We start from the raw sequence: 18,921 nt of genomic DNA, 5'->3' as shown, positions 1-18,921 counted from the left end.
CGCTAACGAAAGGCTATTCAGCCAATGCTATCTTTTGCGCTTCGACTAACTCATTAATCCCTTTGCGGGCGAGATCAAGCATTGCATTCAACTCTTCCTGAGAATAAGGCGCACCCTCGGCGGTTCCCTGAACCTCAATAAAGCCGCCTTTGCTTGTCATCACAACATTCATATCGGTTTCTGCTTTACTATCCTCAGCGTAATCTAAATCCAGCACCGCCTCACCGTCATAGATGCCTACAGACACAGCAGCAATCGCCTGAACAACGGGGTCGCCCTTCATCGCGCCATGCTTATCTTTTTTCAACACATTAATCGCATCCTGTAAGGCTACAAAAGCACCCGTGATCGATGCCGTACGTGTGCCACCGTCTGCCTGTAATACATCACAATCGATTGTAATAGTGTTTTCGCCCATCTTCTTAAGGTTCAGTGCCGCACGTAAAGAGCGACCAATCAGACGTTGAATCTCAACCGTACGGCCACTCTGCTTACCGCGAGCCGCTTCACGGCCTGTACGGCTAGTGGTTGCCCGGGGCAACATACCATATTCAGCAGTCACCCAGCCTTGGCCAGAACCACGTAAAAAGCGCGGTACACCACGCTCAACCGTTGCTGTACAAAGGACCTTGGTATTGCCGAACTCAACTAATACAGAGCCTTCCGCATGCATAGTGAAGTTACGTGTGATCTTAACCTCACGCATCTGATCGTTTTCACGTCCACTTGGACGATGCTTGCTGATACCAAGATTTTGCAGTTGTTCTGAGATAGATGAAGTCATGCCGGTCCTTTAATCAATTTTCTAGTCAGTCATGGCGTGGCAGAGCGGTGCCAGACTGTTACAATTGTATTCAATAACGCATTTTAATCGAGAATGGATCATATGACACGCAGCATGACAGCTTTTGCTCGACAGGAAGCCGAGCATGAATGGGGTTCCCTTAGTTGGGAGATCAGATCAGTTAACCATCGTTACCTAGAACCTCACTTGCGTTTGCCCGATAACCTAAAAGAACTGGAGGGCTTCTTACGCGAAACGCTGCGAAAAGCACTGAGTCGTGGCAAAGTTGAATGTACGCTGCGATTTAATCCTGAAGCCACAGAGCAACAACTTGTGGTTAATAAACCTTATGCTAAAGAAGTTATTCAGGCCGCTGAGTCGTTACAAGCGATGGTTGAGAATCACCAACCTTTAGACGCTTTAGAGTTATTACGTTGGCCTGGCGTTCTACAAGACACCAAATTAGATATGGATCTCGTTAAAAACTCAGCAAAAGCACTTTTTACTAAAGCGCTGGATGACATGCTGGAAGGGCGAGGGCGTGAAGGTGTCGAGCTCGCGACATTAATCAATCAACGGTTAGACGCGATTAGCGCTATAGTGGCAGAAGTGCGCGAAAGCATGCCTAAAATCCTGCAAAATCAGCGAGAAAACTTAGCCCAGCGCCTTGCTGAACTAAAAGCTGACCTAGATGAAGGTAGGTTAGAGCAAGAGATTGCATTACTGGCGCAAAAAGCTGACGTAGACGAAGAGATGGATCGTTTAGACACCCATGTTCAAGAAGTGCGCCGTGTTTTAAAACAGAAGGGGCCCGTCGGCCGCCGTTTAGACTTCCTTATGCAGGAGCTTAACCGGGAAGCGAACACACTCTCTTCAAAATCAATTGTCGCCAGCACTACCCAATGCGCAGTTGAACTTAAAGTGCTTATTGAGCAGATGCGAGAGCAGATTCAAAACATCGAATAGGTTTCTTGGTAGAAAGTTACCCGTCCAAGAATGTCTTAAAAGCCCCGTATTACCTTGTGAAGAGCATTGAAAATACAGGGCTTTTTTATTTTTCCCGTCCAAATCGGTTTGCAGATGTCCGTTACCAACTACCTGTTTAGTGGTGGGCAGAATGGTGGGCAGCCCCCTCATTTTGGCTCAATAAGCGTTTTGCGGTGAGCAAATTGGTGAGCAGTAAGTTGCCCAATTTTCGCATTTAACTCGCCACCACAACAGGTTAGCTGCTGATTCAATAAGCAAATCGGTGGTGGGCAGCCATTATTGCCCCCTCCATTATTTCAGCAACTATGGAGTAAACATGGGAAAACTCACAGCAAAACAGGTTATTGCATACAGCAAAGCCGAACCAAAAAAATATTCAGATGGTGAAGGTCTATACTTTTGCGTCCGCAAACAGGGCTCGCCTTACTGGATGATCCGCTACACCACAGCCAAAGGAAGACGGGAAGCAACCTTGGGGCAATTTCCTTTAATGTCGTTGGCAGACGCTAGAATTGCCGCCGCATACTTTCGAAAGGAAGTACGTGACGGCATAGATCCTCTGCTAGAGAAACAGAAAATCGAGTTACCTGACATTGAAACCGTGGATCAATTGTTCCATGACTGATATCGAACCGATCTGAGCCGACGACTAAAGCATCCCAAGATTCCGTATCGGGTTTACACCAAAGACATAAGCCCAGTCATTGGCATTAAGTGTATTGCTGAGGTGACTGCACGTGACGTGCGCGAAGTATTAGAGCGCATTCAAGAAAGTAAACGCCCTACCATCGCCAACGATACCTTGATGTACATGAAGCAGCTGTTTCGACATGCGATAAAGCTCGACTTAACGCTGAATAACCCAGCCGCAGCATTTACCGTGGACGATGCCGGTGGCGTGGAGTCCAGTAAAGACAGGATGCTCAGCAAAGAGGAAATTCACTACGCCTTCAGCGTGTTTCATACCCATATCAATAGCTTTGGCCGCGATAACTACCTCGCTTGCTGCCTGTTTTTGGTGTTGGGCGTGCGCAAAAGCGAATTGTGCGAAGCCATGTGGCGTGAAATAGATTTAACCACAGGCGTGTGGGATCTGCCCAAAGAACGCAGCAAAACCGGCGTGCCCATTAGCATCCCCTTACCGCGCCAAGCCATTGCCTGGTTTAACGAGCTGCAAGTCCGCGCTTGTGGCTCGCCTTATGTTTTCCCTGCCAGACGAGCAAGCCATCGTCCACATATGGGGCCAGATACACTGAACCGTGCCATTTCTAAACTCTTTGGTCGCGAGCCTGGGCGCAAAAAGCAGCCACCCAATAAAATGGGCAAACTTGAACAATTCACCGTACACGATTTGCGCCGCACCTTTCGCAGCCTTGCCGCCTCTTTGGGTATCGCAGGCAACGTGGCCGAACGCTGTCTTAACCATAAGCTAAAAGGCGTTGAGGGCATCTACGACCGCCACGATTACTTTGAAGAGCGCCGTATTGCCCATCAAACCGTAGCTGATGTGATCGAACCGCTGGTGAACTTTGAGCCCGCTTCACAACACCACACAGGAGGGCGTTAACATGCGACTGATGATGCGACTCGCCCCCATTACCTTTCCAATAGCCATGCTGGCAGGCCTTGGCTGGTGTATTGGCATTGCCTTACTCGAGCAATCTCATGGCGTAGGCTACACACTTACCCGATATTGCCTGACGACATTGGTGGTTCTCGCCCCGTGGCTGACGCTAAAACTCACATTCTACGTGATTGTCAGCCTAGGACGTAAACTAGGACTCATCCCGCCTGCACGCCCAACGTATAGCCTAGGTTATGAAGAATCCCTCTATTGGTTCAGAGTATTGGCGTTCTTCGATGGCAAACGCAGCCGTATGCCAAAAAAGCCATACAGGCGAAACTAACTAGCCACCCACTTGCTCACTTACCGTGGGCAGTTGGGACAATGGGGCAACATTTGATACCACAAGCTTTAGAAGGTGAATAAGAGGAAATTAAACTGCCCCAAGGAATGGGGCAATTGTGGGCTTTGATTGACAAAAATAGGTCACTAAACATAATCTTCAAGCCACTATGGCCGACGCCTCTGCATTTCTGTACGCGTCGGTTCTCATTTTAGCGAAGCGGTATGCTTCGTAAGTGTGTTTCGATTGCTTCAATCATCGACTTGGTAAGGGGTAAATGCGCTTTTTCTTTCGCCCAGATTTCATGAAAGCCTGCCACGGTTTGCTTGGCGGTATCTAACACCAATTTTTCTGGCAACATGGCTTTAGCGGCTAAGTGTGATAACTCATCCAGCGTGAAATCACTGAATTTCTTGCTACGGCTAACCTTTAACGACGCACTATCATCGGGGATATAGGGAATGGTCGAAACAAAGTCATAAGCGGGCGCAATGGATGCCGTGCGCTTGTCTTTGTAAATCACAGACCAATTCTTCAAATGCATATCGGCATTGCCAATTAACGTATTGAACACCAATCTGCGTGTAAATTCTGCGATGTCCTCGTCTTGACCTTCGATGCCGATAACCTGAGCAATATTGCGCATACTGGCTTTTTTGTATTTATCTTGAGGATAGACGCCAAACACTTGCGCAAAATCTTCAATATGTACGGCTTGATCACCTGCACGATCAAAGCGCTTGATCACAAACGCCTGAGCATTTTTAAAAGCATCACCAAATTTACCAATACCATCTGGGATATTAGCAATCTGGTTAATGGGGAGTAGCTGAGTCTCCGGCACATTCATGCCTAACATGCGCGCCAATTCCATCATCGAATATTCATTTTCTGGCACTGCTTCAAATCGAGACGACGGTAATTTTACAATCCAAGAGCCACCTTTACCGGTTGCTGGAATGGTCAAACCACCGTTTGCCTGTTGTACGGCTGAAAACTTCAATTGCACACCCGCCAATGAAAAACGCATTGGAGCATCTATTTTCGTTTTATCTTCAATACCTTGGAGCACATTAGGTGGTAAGGCTTCACCATCGGCCGGTTCAACCGTGATCGCGCCAGCTAAATCCTGCCCCAGTACCCACAATAAAAAAAACTCCCGCGCTGGATTAACACCGGCACGCTCTGCCAGGTAATTTCGCATGGTTTCTTCTGGCAAAAGGTTAGAGAAAAACGGAGTTAATTTGGTTTGGGTCGGTTTAAAATTAGTCAGTAAGCCACCCAGTGCATCTTTAAAACCCAGCCCCAACACAGGCCGCGATTCGTCATGAATGTACGAATCCATAAAAGCAAAAAGTGTTCTGTCATTGCCCACGTTGGTGATCGTTGCGATGGGTTCGCCATAGAGCAACACGTTGAGCGTAGAAACATGATTAGTCATCGTCGTCTTCCCCTAACTGATATGCGGACGACATTGTCTCACCTTCGTCGATGCTCTCTTGGCTGCTTCGAATAATCGACTTGATAGCTGGCACAGACTTTTTAGGCACAACAAATAACTCTAGGTCGAGTACACGGGCAAGTGCAATCAAACTGGACATTCTTAAATCAACACCGCCAGACTCGATTTTCGATATATGGCTTTGCGGCACACCCGAACGCGCACTTAACTCTCTCTGGCTAAACCCTTTTCGTACCCGAGCTTTTCGAAGACTTTCTAGAATCTGCTCTGTTACATAGCTCATTTCGATATGCCTTAATACATCAATTAACAATAATCATATACAAAAACATATCATCCTAATTCGAATACCACAAGAATGATTAGTTATTACACATCAAAATCCTATATTTGATATGTAATTATAGATAAAAGTAACATCTACTCTCATTTACTGTGGGCAAATTGGACAATGGGGCATTAATTAGAACAGTTCGCTTACAAAATACCACACCCAGCTTTAAGCTAAATCAACCAACCCAATTACTTACTTTGAACAGCTGATGCAATCCCCCTCTATGCGTCATTTTCCATTCATGAGTTTCAACAGCCGCCACACACTTCCCCATGCCTTTACCCCCATACGCCAAAACCACTATCCGTTTGGCTTTTGGATCGAAACGCCAAACAGGGAAATTAGCCCATTTACTGTTTGGCTTCTCGATTGAAATCCAACACTGCTAAGCATTGCAGCTACTGGCGCAACGCAAGGTTTAGCACTTTTTGCACCCTAAACCAACCTCGGCATCAAAGTACAAACCGTTTGATTTTTTAAACCCAGAATGCAAACGATCGTTTGGCGTCTCGATTTTTTTGCACTAGCCAAATGCCGCCAAACAGCGACGTATTGGACGATATATTTCAAACAGTTAGCCTCGCACAGGTCATAACGAAAAGCCGATTTGACTGATTAGTTTGATGGCCATTTCTTTCATCTATTTCACCACCGAGTCTGCACCCGACCACTGAAAATAGACGGCATGAAAAACCAACAAGGTGATAAGTGACGTGTTATGGGCAAGTGGTAACAATTGGGATAGAGAATGGATACAGCAGGTGGTCGATTTACTAGTTGGGCATGGCGCGTTTACCCTCTACCCAGCACTAAGCCAGTGCGAGAATGCAGCCGAACGTTTAACCCGATGGCTGACACATCAACTGCCTCGCGTTAAACAAGCTCACCTTGGCTGCCCGATTCACCAATGGCTGAACAGCATTGGTGCAAAAGAGGTCGTAGAAAAATGGCAGTACCCCGAGCAATGGCCAAACCTGTATTGGCTACCTTTACCTGAGGTTGATGGGCATGCGCAAGGCGGGTTAGTTCTGTTACCGGCACATTTTTTACCGATATATGAGGATGGCACAACTCAAAACAACACATTACCAGCCAACACACCGGCCAACGCCTGTATTTTTTGGTGCATCACGCCTTTATCTAAAACAGGAAAACGCGCTACCTTGCACCCCAAACAGCAAAACCGAGCTTTTTTCCTGCCCAGTTCGCCGGAGCAAATAGGAAAATCATGCACGGGGTTATTACTGAGAGGTTTGAGAAAAGACAAGAGAAAACGAAACGGCAACGTGATCAGCCACCAGATTAACCTAGCGCTGCTGCACCACCTTTGTGGGCCGGAAAATGATGTGTGGTTGAAAGCGAATTTTGGTGCCGTAACTCATTACGGTACCAAAAATTAGAAGCCTGAAAAAAGAGTAACCCCTCTCAGGGCGCTGATCTAACGGGTAGCGGGAGGGGTGTTGTTGGTGCGATTTTAATATTAATAAAGCTGAATGGCCATCTATTCATACCATCTCGTGATGATCCACGAAATGGTCAGCAATATCCGTTAATACCCCAGTACACCTGCATTAAACAAAACCAAACTTTAATAAATCCAATTATTGTGTGCTAAAGGCATTCGGTTTAACAAATCTCGACGCTCTCGCCAATCGGGAAGTAGCTTGTCCATATACCCCTTGAAGCGTTCATTGTGATTACGCTCAAGCAAGTGCACCAATTCATGCACCAGGATGTACTCCAAACACTCCGGTGGCTTTTTAGCAAGTTCTAAATTTAGCCAAATACGCTTTGCCTGAATATTGCAGCTACCCCATTTGGTTTTCATCTTTTTAACGCCCCAATCGGCAGCGATAACGCCGATCTTATCCTCCCAAATAGGCAATAACTCAGCGATTCGCGCTTTAAGTTCATCTCGATAATATGAGCTCAGTACCAGTGCCTTGTTCTCAAGCGTTGTTGCGGGATTGACATATAAATGCAATCGACCACGACCTAGCTTGATTTCATGCTTACCAGCGCGCTCGACCACATTCAATCGATAACGCCTGCCCCACAGGTAATGACATTCACCACTCACCATTTCTCGATCAGATTGGCGAGGTTGTTTGGCAAAATCACTCTGCTGTTTCTTGATCCAAGGAATGCGACTAATCACTGCCATACGGATTGCGGTTTCTGTCATAGATTCAGGAGCAGAAACGCGCACACGCCCATCAGGTGGTAGCACGCTGATATGAAGGTTTTTAATGGCCTTACGACTTAACTGCATCGTAATAGAACCAATTTCTACCTTAGGCATCAATGGTACTCTTTTTGCGCTTTTGCCAATTCCATTACACCCTGAATATCCACGTCATAACCCACCGTTTCTTCTCGCACCGCATTGGCAATTTCTCGCTCCTTAAAGCGATCACCTACCCAATCCGCTTTTTTGGTATAACGAATGGCACTATCTATTTTGGTAGCCAGTAGTTCATCTTGACCAAAATTATCGTAAAACGCGCGTTTGGGATTAGAGTCCATCGATGGCGGATAGTTAGCCGCTGTCTGCTCTGGACGTATAACCTTACGAGATAGCTCGCGGATTTTTTCCAGATACTCTTGATATTCAATCGCTTTTTGGCGACGAAGCTCAATCAGCTCATCCAATAACACCGACATTTGCTCGTAATACTTAGGGTTAACCGGGTTTTCATCAACGATGGTTTTACGCACGTTATTTTCGATGGTTTCGGCCATGGCTTCCTGATTCTTGCGAATACTCTCAGGCAAAGCCTCCACGGCATCAGCGCCTTTTTCGACAATGAGCTCAATAAGCCCCAGCTCTTCAAAATCCATCAGTACTTCGCTGTCATCCGCACGAATATACATATCTAACAAGTGGCGCATGGCAGGCTCAAAGCGTTTCATTTCTACCAAATCGCCACTGGCCAGTTTTACTTCGTCACGGACTTTTTCAAAATGAGCCACTTCTGTTCTTATCGAGTCTACATCTTGCGCAGAATAGCCTGCATCAGGCATTTCATTGGCGATATTGGCGAACGCACGCAGTAGTTTGGCAACATTCTGATAAAGCGTTAAACGCAGTGCCTCTTTCTCAGTAAGTTCGTCTTGGTTCAGACCTGACTTGCCACAAAAGTAATGAATGTAGTCTTCCGTATTGCGTGGCGCTTTTACTGGCTCACACAACGCGCGCACCATTTCAAGCGCATTATCCAAATCGAGCTTGGCTTGCTCTAAACGATCTTTCAGCAGCCCTGCAACGTCTTCCTTGTCATAACCATCAAATGCGCCTTGAGTATAATCAGAAATCGCTTTATCCAAGGAGCGGAACAAATCCTTGTAGTCGATGATATACCCGTATTCTTTATCATCGCCATCCAAGCGGTTCACGCGGCAAATGGCCTGAAACAGGTTGTGATCAGCCATCTGTTTGTCGATATACAAATAGGTAGCCGAAGGGGCGTCGAAGCCAGTCAGCAGCTTATCGACCACGATGAGCAAGCGCATTTGTCCTGGCTCATCAATAAATTGTTTTTTAACTTCTTTTTCAAACTCTTCAACCCGGTTTGCAGCCTTGTCTTCCGGTTGCTCGAAGTAGTTTGCAAGCATCTTGCGGTAAATATCGTACTTAAAGAGCTTTTCCGTTAAACCTTCACCGGTTTCTTCCCCTTTAATACTTGCAGCGGTCGGCTGAAAACTGGTGACAATAGCCACCTTACCGGCTAAATCTGTTTGGCTGAACATTTCATAAGCTTTACAAGCTTGATAGACACTAGAGCAGACCAACATGGCATTGCCGTAGCCATCCATCAGGCGTGGCTTAGTGTCCATATTCAGCAAGATATCATTCACAATTTGCTGCAAACGCGATTTACTGGACTGCACCTTTTGCATGGTGCCCCATTTCTGTTTCAACTGGGTTTTCGCTAATCGAGATAAGCCGCGAGTTTTCGCTTCAAACCATTCATCTACTTTTTTCTGCGACGTGACGTTTTGGTCAATGTCTCGTGCTTCATAGCGCAAGTCGAGCACAACACCATCGGCCACGGCTTCATCAAACTTATAGGTGTGAATGTAAGGGCCAAATACCTCAACCGATTTTTTCTTGTCTTTCTTCATCAAGGGCGTGCCGGTGAAGCCGACAAACATGGCTTCTGGCAGAATGGACTTCATCGCTTCGTGCAACTTGCCCGATTGAGTACGGTGACACTCGTCCACAAACACAAACAAATCGCCTTTGGCTTTAAAGTCCGATGGTAGTGATTTCTTTAACTCGGCAATAAACTCATCCGTCGCGGTATCGTTTTCCGAATCAGACTGCCGACCAAATTTATGGACTAAAGAGCAAACCAACCAAGGGTTGGGCTGATTGAGTGTCGCCACCAAATCGGCACCGCTTTTGGTGCGATAAATATCTTCCTCAACACCAGTGAACACCTTTTCAATCTGCTCATCCAGCTCAGTGCGATCGGTCACGATCAATACACGGGCGTCTTTGACATTTTCGCGTATCCATTTGGCCAGCCACACCATAGTGAGGCTTTTACCAGAACCTTGCGTGTGCCAAATAATGCCGCCTTCTCGCCTTGCGATATGGCGTTTTGCCGCTTCAATACCAAAGAATTGATTGTGGCGACAGGTCTTTTTTATACCCGCATCGAAAACAATAAAATCATGGATAATTTGCAGCAAGCGCGCTTTGTTACACACGCGGCTCAGGTGAAAATCGAGTTTATGATCGTATGGCCCTCTATTTGGCTCATGGCTGCTGCAATCTTCCTTCCACTCAAGGTAGTGCTTTTCTGGTGTCTCAATCGTGCCGTAACGCAAGCCTTGCGTATCATTACCCGCCATCACCAATTGCATGGTGGTAAAGAAGTTACGAATAAAATCTTTCTTCTGATTATCGAGGTTCTGCCGAATACCTTCGGAAACCGACACAGAAGAGCGTTTCAGCTCAATCACACCGAGTGCGATACCATTGACATACAACACAATATCTGGACGTTTTTTATTCTCGCCCTTGATAGAGACTTCTTCGGCAATGGCAAAATCGTTTGCTTCTGGGTTTTTCCAGTCAATCAGCCACACAGTTTCATTAAGATGGCCAGCGCCTTCTTTATCTTTCACGCCGTAACGCAGCAGGCGGTAAACGTCTTTGTTGGCGTAATAGAGCTTTTTACCTTCGCCCAGTGCTGCTGCCGTATCCAATTGGCGAATAGCACGATTGATCAACGCCTCGCTGACACCGCGGTTTTTTAGCCAATCAACGAGGATATCCACTTCAATATTTTTATTATTAGCGCGATCCTGCCAATCGCCTAAATAGCGATAACCTAAGTCAGTTTGAAAAAACTGAACGATACGATTTTGGGTAGCGCGCTCACGCTGACCTACGTTACTCATCCTAACCTCTAATCAATTCGAAGCTTGTTTCCCTTGCCAATCAAGCAACGATCAAGCAAATTTTATCCATTTAAATCAATAAATTACTACCAAATCTGTTAAATTCAGCACCAATCAGTCAAGCAACGTTCAAGCAAGTTAGACTTTTGAGCACTTAACGCTACCAACTGTACTCGCTATTCATTGAGTTCGCTTAATAATGGCCTTGAACGCATTGCCAGCTCTGTCGTCAATAAACTCAATGTCTGGATACGCTTTTATCGCTCGTTTTATGCCGCTCCCCAAGCCTCGATATGGCAACACTTTTGGAGCAAACGAGGCCAAAATTGGGTTTCTAACATTCGAGTTACCCATTTTGATATTTTCTATCGTTAAGTTATTGGGCAAGTGACCGGGGCTCACGATTTCAATTCGATCAGCAAACACCAAAACCTTAATAGGTGCGGAAACAAAGTAATCGCGATGAATCAGCGCATTGGCAATAAGCTCCTCAAGCACGATTCGCGGAATTTCTGGCTCGCCTACTGAGTTGAAGCCTTGTTCATTCTGCACATGGCGAATGTTAGTCAACACAAAACCCAGAACCTTTTGGAATACATCCGATAGCTTGCCGTTAATATCCTGGCTGTCGATATAGTGCTCGTCTTCGATATCAACACCCGGAAAAGCCACCGCTTTTACAATAAAAACCGGTAAGCGTATTTGTGGTCTTGAAGCAAATAACAGAGCACCACAAATATTGAGCTGCCCGTTCTTTGCCAAATTCATGTTTTCAAGTAGTTGAACACGAGATACGTCTTGGTCTTCAACTCGTTCGCCGTATTCCCTTTCAAAAAATGCGTCAAAAAACTCTTGGTCTATGTCTGTAACAGAACTACCGTTCACAGATATCTCATCCGCATGGACCAACGCCGAGGATTGAAACATTCTCAGTAGCTCTTCTCGCGCGCTGACTTTGGATTTGTTAGCGCTATTCTTTACCCATACATGTAGGTTGCCATCCATATAAGGCTTGCTTATGCCTTCAGGTACATCAACAACCATCACCATACCACTGGGTAAGGCAACATTTTCCGTGGTAACGGAAATCGGTGGTTTTACATCCTTTGCCGCATTAGAAACAAGCTGGTTGATGCGCCCCATATCCTCAATAGTCAGCCCCTGAATGCCACCCTCATCAGTAACCCCGATCAACAATAAGCCGCCTTTAGAATTACTAAATGCCGCTAACTCGGGCACCAGACTCTCAGCTCGGGTAATGTTTTGCTTAAACTGATGCCTTGAGTCTTCACCGTTGGCAATAATCGCTAAGAGTTCTTCGGTTTCCATGCTTCATATACCTGCTTACGTTTTTCGAAGGCTTCGGCACCACCTTCCATAATACTTACAATGCGCTGTTGAACGTCAGCACAGTCAATGCTGCCGTTAACCAACGCGATATGGTCATCTTGATACTCACAGGCAATTACCTGTTCCGCATCACCCAGTACCGGAATATTGGCGTTGTGTGTCGCGAAGATAAACTGGGTAGAAGGCTTAAGCTGGCGAATCAACTTGATGACATCGTCATAGATAGTTTGGTTGTCCAAATCATCTTCTGGCTGATCAATGATCACCACGTCGTTTTCTTGCTGACTTAACACAAACAGCATCAACGCCGATGCCCGTTGCCCCAACGAGTGGTACGCCAGTGCTTTGCCGTGATACTCGATGGTAAACACATTCGGCACTTGCCAGGTTAACAAGGCTTCCAGGTTGTCTTCAAAATACTGCCAGAAGGTATCAAAAGACCCGCCAAGCGTGCTTCTCAGCTTTTCAATATCGCGATAGGCCGATGCGAAATCACTGTATTCATCCACCACGCCTTGCAACGTTACTTCACGAATACGGCTCCCTCGAAATAAGTCTTGCATGTACGCGAGCATGGCAGCCTTATTCGCTTTAAATTGCGGCACAATTTTAAGGGGCGAATCAACCCGATTGATTTTGCTCAGTACCTGCTCAATGGTGCGGTACTCCTCCAGCCATAAATCGTTAAGCTGCACTAATTCACGCACTAGGGATTGATTCAAATCCGCATACTGCTGCTCGCTTTTGGCGAGTACGGCTAACATTTGCTCGGCTTGGTCTAACAGGCTTTTAAGCTGCTTAAACTCTTGCGGGCTAATGGCTTGTGCACCGGCTTGCTTAAGCTCGGTGGCCAGTTTGCGCTCAATCTCGGCAAACTCTTCTTTTAGCGCCTGCTTTTGTTGTACAAAGCCAGCTAGTTTCTGCTGTAATAGCGCAACCGTATTGTGACCATTGAGCACCGTTTGCTTGATGCCATCAAAGCCAGCAATCAACTGCTGGTAGGTCGCAAAAAAGTCATCAAAAAATATCTGATTCTGGGCAGACTTATACAACGCCTGATTTTTTAGCTCATCTTCAAAGCTGGCCACAAAACTATTGAGCTCCGAAAGATAATCCTCAGCACCTTGAATGACTTGCTGTGCTTTGCGCTCATCGCGGTCAAAGTCAATTTGCTTTTGTAGCTTAGTTTCAACACCGTGTTGCTGATAGAACTTGAGCTTAAATTCAGCATCTTGCTTTTTCTGCAACCATTCTTGCTTTTGCGTTGCCGCTCGGGTGAGGCGTTTAATCTGATTTATCGCATCCACCACCCGCTGACGGCCTTGCTCAATTTTTTGTCGGACAGGTACCAGTGCGTCGCCAAGCAGCTTTTCAATCAAGTCTTTTTCAAAGCCAGCGCCCGTGCTGGAAAGATCTTTCTGGCCAAAATAAATCGGCTGATGCAATACCGTTTCACGCACCGACACGCCCGGTTGCAACTGACCATTCACATACACATCGGGGCGCTCACCCAATATGCGGCGGATTTGATAGGGCTGGCCACGACGGTCAATGGCGTCGATGGTAATTTTGCCACCACTACGCAGTAAGTGTTTTACCAGCCCTTCTTTGTATTCCACATCCGACGACTTATCACCAAAAGGAATATTCAGCGCATAACGCACCCCTTCCAATACGGATGATTTACCACTGCCTCGAATGCCAATCAGAGTATTAAGCTCAGGTGAAAGGCAAATTTCTGTGCCACCTAAAGTACCAGCACCTTCAAAACGGATTTTTTGAATATAAGAATGCTTATAGCTAGGCAGCTCGGCGCGGACTCGGGAGGCTTTATCGCGCAACGCAAACTTGACCGCCTCAAAGCTGAATGAGCCAAGCTTTAAGTAGCTTGCCTCTTTTCGTGCCGCCATATCCGCAAGGTTCTTGCCATCACAACCTTCCACTTCAGCCGGATATAAATGACCTAATGCCTGCTGGATTTTCGCGCGTTCATCACGGGTGCGCACTTTTTGAAAAGCCAAGGCTCTACGCTTTACTGTCGCGTTAGCAAATAAATCCTTTATTCGCCCTGGTGCGAGTTCTTTCCACAACCCCTTTGGTGCTTCGACGTGGGCAAAAATGAGAAAGTAATCTTTGTGAAATTTATCCAGCTCACGCACGGTTTCGACAATATCGTGGTTCGAGCGCGCATTTTCATCTTCGAAGTTCGCAATACCAGCAAAAGTCAGGCTAAGAAACGTCTGAATATGGTTGGTTTGTTCTTTGTTATTAAACCATTCATCGGAAAATACCACCAAGGTATGCACACCGGCCTGACCATCTTTGATTGATAACTCAATGCCCGGCAACAAGCCAATGCCTGATTTTTTGGCTTTTTTGCGTAGCGCCTTAAATTCATCTACATCAAATTTATTGTGGTTGGTGATAACCCCAAGACCAATGCCCGCATTCGCAAGCGCCGCAACATACTGGTTTGCATAGTCGTTTTCTTCACCACTATAGGTAAACTCTTTATCGGCATCAGTATGGAGGTGGAAGTCGGCCTTTAACCAGCGACTACCATATTCAAAAACGGACTCACTCATGAATAACCTCCTTTGATGGCTTGATTAACCGTGTTTTACCCGTCAGCAGCTCTTGCATCATGCCTTGTTTGATTTGGCCGGTTTTGACAAGGCGTTGTTCCAGTGCCTGGATCTCAGCGTCAATATCGGACAGGATAGTGGCGATGGCGGTTTGTTCTTGAACTGGTGGTAGCACTAACAAAAATTTACGCTGCGCAAGAATCGGCACTTGGTTTCGTGTCGATTGAGACATTACTGAAGAAAACTGCTTAATAAATCTCTCTGACTTGAAATAACTGGCCAAATAAACATTATCTATCTCATCTTTGTTGCAACGGTAGTATGTTGCCGTTGTGCTGATTACAATAAAATCTAGCTCTGTTTCGACCAAGGTAACTGGCCCGACCGTAGCATTATGGGCAAATAAGACATCGCCATTTTTTGCAATGCCTTTCTTAAACTTGTTGGCTCTTTGTATTGGCAGATATTTGCAATTTTTATAATCAATTTTTCCACTATAGAAATCGGTTGCCCCGATATAAGGAACACCAAAGGAACTGAATTCATGGCTTTTGGGATATAGCTCACCATGATTACCATCCATCTGATCTACCAAAGACTTAGCTAACAATGCTTCGCCTATTGAAATTACCTCCCAATCCTCTGGGATTTCCCCCAACTCACTTTGCTTATATTCCTTTTTTGTACCATCTTCAAGCAAGGCGAATTGCGACAGGCGGGTACGGCCGGTGAGGAGTTGTTGCATGGTAGCGGTTTTGATAGCTTGTTTTTTGGCGATTAGTTTTTCCAGCTCGCTGATCAGCGCATCGACATCGGATAGCGTATTGGCGATTGCGGTTTGTTCTGCCTTTCTGGGTAATGGAACAAGATACGGAGAAATGTGTTTATTATTTATCTGGGGTATAGACGTAGTATCTGCTACTGAATCCAAACCACGATATGTCAATTGATTGTATAGAAAAAGTTCATCTAAGCCATGATGGCATGTTAATGCCATCAAATTAGTGTCCATAAAGGAGTCATGTTTTAGCACTCGTATCTTATTGGATAAGATTGATGCACCTCTTTTTGGAAATATTACACTTCCTGCCAAAACTTTTTTTGAGCTTTGAATAAAATATGGTGTGGTATCTGCGTATACAGAACCATTATTAAGCTGTTCCACTTTGAAATACGGCGTTCCTTCGGTTGAAAACACAAACTTTGATGGGCTGTCGCCACTATATATTTCAGCCAACTCACCGAGAGGCTTGGTTTCCCAATCCTCCGGAATAATTCCTAACTCTGACTGTTTATAGCCCACCGGTATGGCACTCAAAGCCCCCTCCATTAGATATTTCGGACTCATTTCCGCTACTCCACTCATAGCGTCCACTCCAAACCCATGGCTTTTAAGTGAGCCGCCACTTTATTGCTGAGGTCTTCTACCGATTGAGTGATGGCCGGCAGGGGCTCGCTGTAGCGTTCTTCCAGCTCTTTGACGCGATTGGCCAGTTGCTGGGTAACGCGCTCGATTTCGGCGTTGATATTACTTTCAAGTGTTGCCAACCATTTGTCGTCCACAATTAGAGATTTAATCTCATCAATGCTGAGTTTGGGGTATTGCTTAAATACCGCTAAATCGAGCGCATCTTGCGCTTCTTTTAGGGCTTTTTTAGCATAAGCCTCGGCATCAAACAGCTTTTTGGCTTGTTTTAGTGCGGCTTTTTCATCGGGGTCGGTGGCCAGTTTCAAACGCGCCGTAACCGTAGCTTTGGTGACTTTATCTTTGTCGTTCAGCGCATCATTCAGCAAACTGTCTTCGCCGCTGTTTTCCTCAAGGAAGGTTTCAAGCTCTTGGCTGGCGCTATCAAGTAGCGATTGTAGGTTATCCACTTTAGCTTGTTCAGCAGCAAAAAAGCGCGCCACGATTAACACTGGAGGGATAAGTTCAGCTTTGTATTTGGCTTTACCAATCACTAGATCAGGGGTTTCTTTGAGCTTTTCGCCTTTTTTAACGACTAACTCACGCAGCACTTTTCCTGCTGGCCAGCCGTCTTGCACTAGCACGTATACATCGTCTTGCATCGACTCCGCCCAGTAATTCATCAGGATCTGGTAAATGTCGTATTTGCTGAGTAACGGCACGTTCGAGTAGCTATGCAATAAACTTTCACTGATTTCAAAAATAAGCGATTTGGGTTGATCGCCAATAGCGATTTCCTCTAACGCGATAGCTTCACTCCATGCATGAAAATGCTGCAAGCTTTCCGTCGCGAAAGTTTTAAACTCCGCATGATTCAAAATGGTACCTTTTACTTCAGAGGCTTTAACCAAGGCTTTGCTATAACCTCCGCGCGCATGTTCAAACAAGGTCGATCGAATACTCGGGAAGACTTGCCAGTAACGCTCTAAAGCATCGATATCGCGGTTCGGAATACCGCCTCGTAGATGAGCACTTAAATCGTGCAGATCTTCCGGTTCGCTGGAGTCGATATAACGGGGAATATTCAGGTTGTAGTCGTTACCGGCGATTTCGCTTAATGGAACCATACGGGAGTAGCGAGACAGTTCTAGCTGCTTGGTAAAAACATCAACAATTTTGTGAATATCTTGGCTGCGAAGACGATTTTTGTTGCCGTCTTTGATAAAGTCTTTACTGGCATCGACCATAAAAATGCCGCTGCGAGCTTGGGCGTGTTCTTTGTCGATCACGATAATGCAAGCAGGAATACCCGTGCCGTAGAACAGGTTGGCTGGCAAACCGATAATGCCTTTGATGTAACCTTGTTTAATCAGATTTTCACGAATGCGCGCTTCAGCATTGCCACGGAACAACACACCGTGTGGCAAAATGACCGCACCTTTGCCAGTGCTTTTTAGGCTTTTAATGATGTGCAATAAAAAGGTGTAGTCGCCATTTTTCTCCGGTGGAATGCCCCAACTGAAACGGCCAAACTCATCCTCTTGCGGGTTAATGCCGCTAGTCCAGTTTTTGTTGGAAAACGGTGGGTTGGCCACGGCGAAATCAAAGGTCTTAAGTTGGCCGTTTGCTTCTTTCCATTGCGGGTCGGAGATGGTGTTGCCTTTCCAGATTTTAGCGGTGGCGTTGTTGTGCAGGATCATGTTCATACGCGCCAAGGCACTGGTGGCGTTGTCCATCTCTTGGCCAAAAATACTCAAACCACGGGGCGCTTCATCACTGGCTTTTAGCAACAGGGAGCCAGAGCCACATGTTGGGTCGTACACGGTGGCATCTTGCGAGGTATTGCTATCAATACCAATGACTTTTGAAAGGATGCGTGACACTTCGGAGGGCGTATAAAACTGCCCTTTGGATTTGCCCGATTCGGTGGCGAAGTGGCGCATCAGGTATTCGTAAGCATCGCCCAACAAGTCATCGCCATCGGCGCGGTTATCGCCAAGGTTTAAGCCTTCAAAAATGCCGACTAGCTTACCTAAGCGGTCAACCATTTCTTTGCCTTTGCCAAGCTTGTCTTCGTCGTTAAAGTCGGCCACGTCGATCACGCCTTTGAGATCGTTTTCTTCTGCAAGGGCACTGATGACTTTGTTAATTTTATCGCCGATCTCTTTGTCGCCTTTCAGCGCGACCATATCGTCAAAGCTGGCACCTTGCGGTACCACGATCATGCCGTAGGGATCGCCTTTGTATTTATCGGACACGTACTTCATAAACAGCATGGTGAGTACATAGTCTTTATATTGGCTGGCATCCATACCGCCGCGTAGCTCGTCACAGCTGGCCCAAAGGGAAGAGTAAAGTTCAGTTTTCTTAATGGCCATTTGGGTTCCTTAATCTTTCATCGTCTGGCTTTTGGCCGGAATATGTTCCAATAATTGGTTTAACTCGCAATTAAACAAACTGCACAGCTTATCGAGCGCCTCTAAATCCACCTTGAGCGCGGTTTCTTTGTAAAGTAGCGTGACGGTGGTACGGCTGAGGCCTGTTTCACGCATCACGTCGCTAATGCGCATTTTTCTTTCACCCATTAATCGGGCTAGGTGGCAGCGGATCATGCTCTCTCCACGGTGTATTCTTAACCATAAACTTGGGGATTTTTCACTGTTGCTTACCCTACCACGATTATGATTATTCTCAA

General features: G+C 46.1%; 13 protein-coding genes and 1 pseudogene. 4 read left to right on the top strand and 10 right to left on the bottom strand.

Annotated features, from left to right (window positions below; translation table 11 throughout):
• Positions 1–13 precede the first annotated feature (13 nt).
• On the bottom strand, positions 14–784 hold the full coding sequence (gene rph, locus Q4492_RS12135; RefSeq protein WP_067863210.1) for a ribonuclease PH: 771 nt from the start codon (positions 782–784) through the stop codon (positions 14–16).
• A gap of 102 nt (positions 785–886) precedes the next feature.
• Here rph and Q4492_RS12130 point away from each other — a divergent pair, with 102 nt between their 5' ends.
• The 3 genes and pseudogenes from Q4492_RS12130 (at position 887) to Q4492_RS12120 (ending at position 3,678) form a co-directional block, all read left to right on the top strand.
• A complete protein-coding gene (locus Q4492_RS12130; protein ID WP_303418259.1) occupies positions 887–1,750 on the top strand; it encodes a YicC/YloC family endoribonuclease in 864 nt (287 codons plus the stop codon).
• A 337-nt stretch (positions 1,751–2,087) separates the two neighbouring features.
• Positions 2,088–3,338 (top strand): annotated as a pseudogene (locus Q4492_RS12125) (tyrosine-type recombinase/integrase).
• A 13-nt stretch (positions 3,339–3,351) separates the two neighbouring features.
• Positions 3,352–3,678: a hypothetical protein gene (locus Q4492_RS12120; protein ID WP_303418257.1), complete on the top strand. Its 327-nt coding sequence runs from the start codon at positions 3,352–3,354 to the stop codon at positions 3,676–3,678.
• A gap of 211 nt (positions 3,679–3,889) precedes the next feature.
• On the opposite strand, the gene Q4492_RS12115 is transcribed toward Q4492_RS12120, so the two are convergent.
• Complete coding sequence (locus Q4492_RS12115) at positions 3,890–5,119, bottom strand: type II toxin-antitoxin system HipA family toxin (RefSeq protein WP_303418256.1); 1,230 nt, start codon at positions 5,117–5,119, stop codon at positions 3,890–3,892.
• Positions 5,112–5,423, bottom strand: a complete 312-nt coding sequence (locus Q4492_RS12110; protein ID WP_182819557.1) for a helix-turn-helix domain-containing protein — start codon at positions 5,421–5,423, stop codon at positions 5,112–5,114. Before Q4492_RS12110 ends, Q4492_RS12115 begins: the two co-directional genes overlap by 8 nt.
• 812 nt (positions 5,424–6,235) lie before the next feature.
• Here Q4492_RS12110 and Q4492_RS12105 point away from each other — a divergent pair.
• Positions 6,236–6,874 (top strand): hypothetical protein, encoded by a 639-nt coding sequence (locus Q4492_RS12105; protein WP_303418252.1) that lies wholly within the window; start codon positions 6,236–6,238, stop codon positions 6,872–6,874.
• Between the two features lie 188 nt (positions 6,875–7,062).
• Here the strand turns inward: Q4492_RS12105 and Q4492_RS12100 are convergent, their stop codons facing one another.
• The 7 genes from Q4492_RS12100 to Q4492_RS12070 all read right to left on the bottom strand — a co-directional run bounded on the left by Q4492_RS12100 (position 7,063) and on the right by Q4492_RS12070 (position 18,838).
• Positions 7,063–7,776, bottom strand: a complete 714-nt coding sequence (locus tag Q4492_RS12100) for a M48 family metallopeptidase (RefSeq protein ID WP_303418251.1) — start codon at positions 7,774–7,776, stop codon at positions 7,063–7,065.
• Positions 7,776–10,886: a type I restriction endonuclease subunit R gene (locus Q4492_RS12095; RefSeq protein ID WP_303418249.1), complete on the bottom strand. Its 3,111-nt coding sequence runs from the start codon at positions 10,884–10,886 to the stop codon at positions 7,776–7,778. The genes Q4492_RS12100 and Q4492_RS12095 overlap by 1 nt, the downstream gene beginning before the upstream one ends.
• Before the next feature lie 180 nt (positions 10,887–11,066).
• Entirely contained in the window at positions 11,067–12,215 is a 1,149-nt protein-coding gene (locus tag Q4492_RS12090; protein WP_303418248.1) for an RNA-binding domain-containing protein, read from the bottom strand.
• The gene (locus Q4492_RS12085) at positions 12,194–14,821 is read right to left on the bottom strand and encodes a TrlF family AAA-like ATPase (RefSeq protein ID WP_303418247.1); all 2,628 of its coding nucleotides are present in this window, start codon (positions 14,819–14,821) and stop codon (positions 12,194–12,196) included. Before Q4492_RS12085 ends, Q4492_RS12090 begins: the two co-directional genes overlap by 22 nt.
• On the bottom strand, positions 14,814–16,187 hold the full coding sequence (locus Q4492_RS12080) for a restriction endonuclease subunit S (RefSeq protein ID WP_303418245.1): 1,374 nt from the start codon (positions 16,185–16,187) through the stop codon (positions 14,814–14,816). Before Q4492_RS12080 ends, Q4492_RS12085 begins: the two co-directional genes overlap by 8 nt.
• Positions 16,184–18,604: a type I restriction-modification system subunit M gene (locus tag Q4492_RS12075; RefSeq protein WP_303418244.1), complete on the bottom strand. Its 2,421-nt coding sequence runs from the start codon at positions 18,602–18,604 to the stop codon at positions 16,184–16,186. The genes Q4492_RS12080 and Q4492_RS12075 overlap by 4 nt, the downstream gene beginning before the upstream one ends.
• 9 nt (positions 18,605–18,613) lie before the next feature.
• Positions 18,614–18,838: a helix-turn-helix transcriptional regulator gene (locus Q4492_RS12070; protein WP_039422734.1), complete on the bottom strand. Its 225-nt coding sequence runs from the start codon at positions 18,836–18,838 to the stop codon at positions 18,614–18,616.
• Positions 18,839–18,921 lie beyond the last annotated feature (83 nt).

This window comes from Neptuniibacter sp. 1_MG-2023, assembly GCF_030547185.1.
Classification (GTDB): domain Bacteria; phylum Pseudomonadota; class Gammaproteobacteria; order Pseudomonadales; family Balneatricaceae; genus Neptuniibacter.
Note: the sequence above shows the minus strand (reverse complement) of the source record. Positions and strands in the feature narration are given on the sequence as shown.

What these genes read in the sequence shown, in the direction of transcription:
- rph (WP_067863210.1), bottom strand. Translation starts at nt 784, where the DNA reads ATGACTTCATCTATCTCAGAACAACTGCAAAATCTTGGTATCAGCAAG.
- Q4492_RS12100 (WP_303418251.1), bottom strand. Translation starts at nt 7,776, where the DNA reads ATGCCTAAGGTAGAAATTGGTTCTATTACGATGCAGTTAAGTCGTAAG.
- Q4492_RS12070 (WP_039422734.1), bottom strand. Translation starts at nt 18,838, where the DNA reads ATGATCCGCTGCCACCTAGCCCGATTAATGGGTGAAAGAAAAATGCGC.
- Q4492_RS12130 (WP_303418259.1), top strand. Translation starts at nt 887, where the DNA reads ATGACACGCAGCATGACAGCTTTTGCTCGACAGGAAGCCGAGCATGAA.
- Q4492_RS12095 (WP_303418249.1), bottom strand. Translation starts at nt 10,886, where the DNA reads ATGAGTAACGTAGGTCAGCGTGAGCGCGCTACCCAAAATCGTATCGTT.
- Q4492_RS12080 (WP_303418245.1), bottom strand. Translation starts at nt 16,187, where the DNA reads ATGAGTGGAGTAGCGGAAATGAGTCCGAAATATCTAATGGAGGGGGCT.
- Q4492_RS12120 (WP_303418257.1), top strand. Translation starts at nt 3,352, where the DNA reads ATGCGACTCGCCCCCATTACCTTTCCAATAGCCATGCTGGCAGGCCTT.
- Q4492_RS12110 (WP_182819557.1), bottom strand. Translation starts at nt 5,423, where the DNA reads ATGAGCTATGTAACAGAGCAGATTCTAGAAAGTCTTCGAAAAGCTCGG.
- Q4492_RS12075 (WP_303418244.1), bottom strand. Translation starts at nt 18,604, where the DNA reads ATGGCCATTAAGAAAACTGAACTTTACTCTTCCCTTTGGGCCAGCTGT.
- Q4492_RS12115 (WP_303418256.1), bottom strand. Translation starts at nt 5,119, where the DNA reads ATGACTAATCATGTTTCTACGCTCAACGTGTTGCTCTATGGCGAACCC.
- Q4492_RS12090 (WP_303418248.1), bottom strand. Translation starts at nt 12,215, where the DNA reads ATGGAAACCGAAGAACTCTTAGCGATTATTGCCAACGGTGAAGACTCA.
- Q4492_RS12085 (WP_303418247.1), bottom strand. Translation starts at nt 14,821, where the DNA reads ATGAGTGAGTCCGTTTTTGAATATGGTAGTCGCTGGTTAAAGGCCGAC.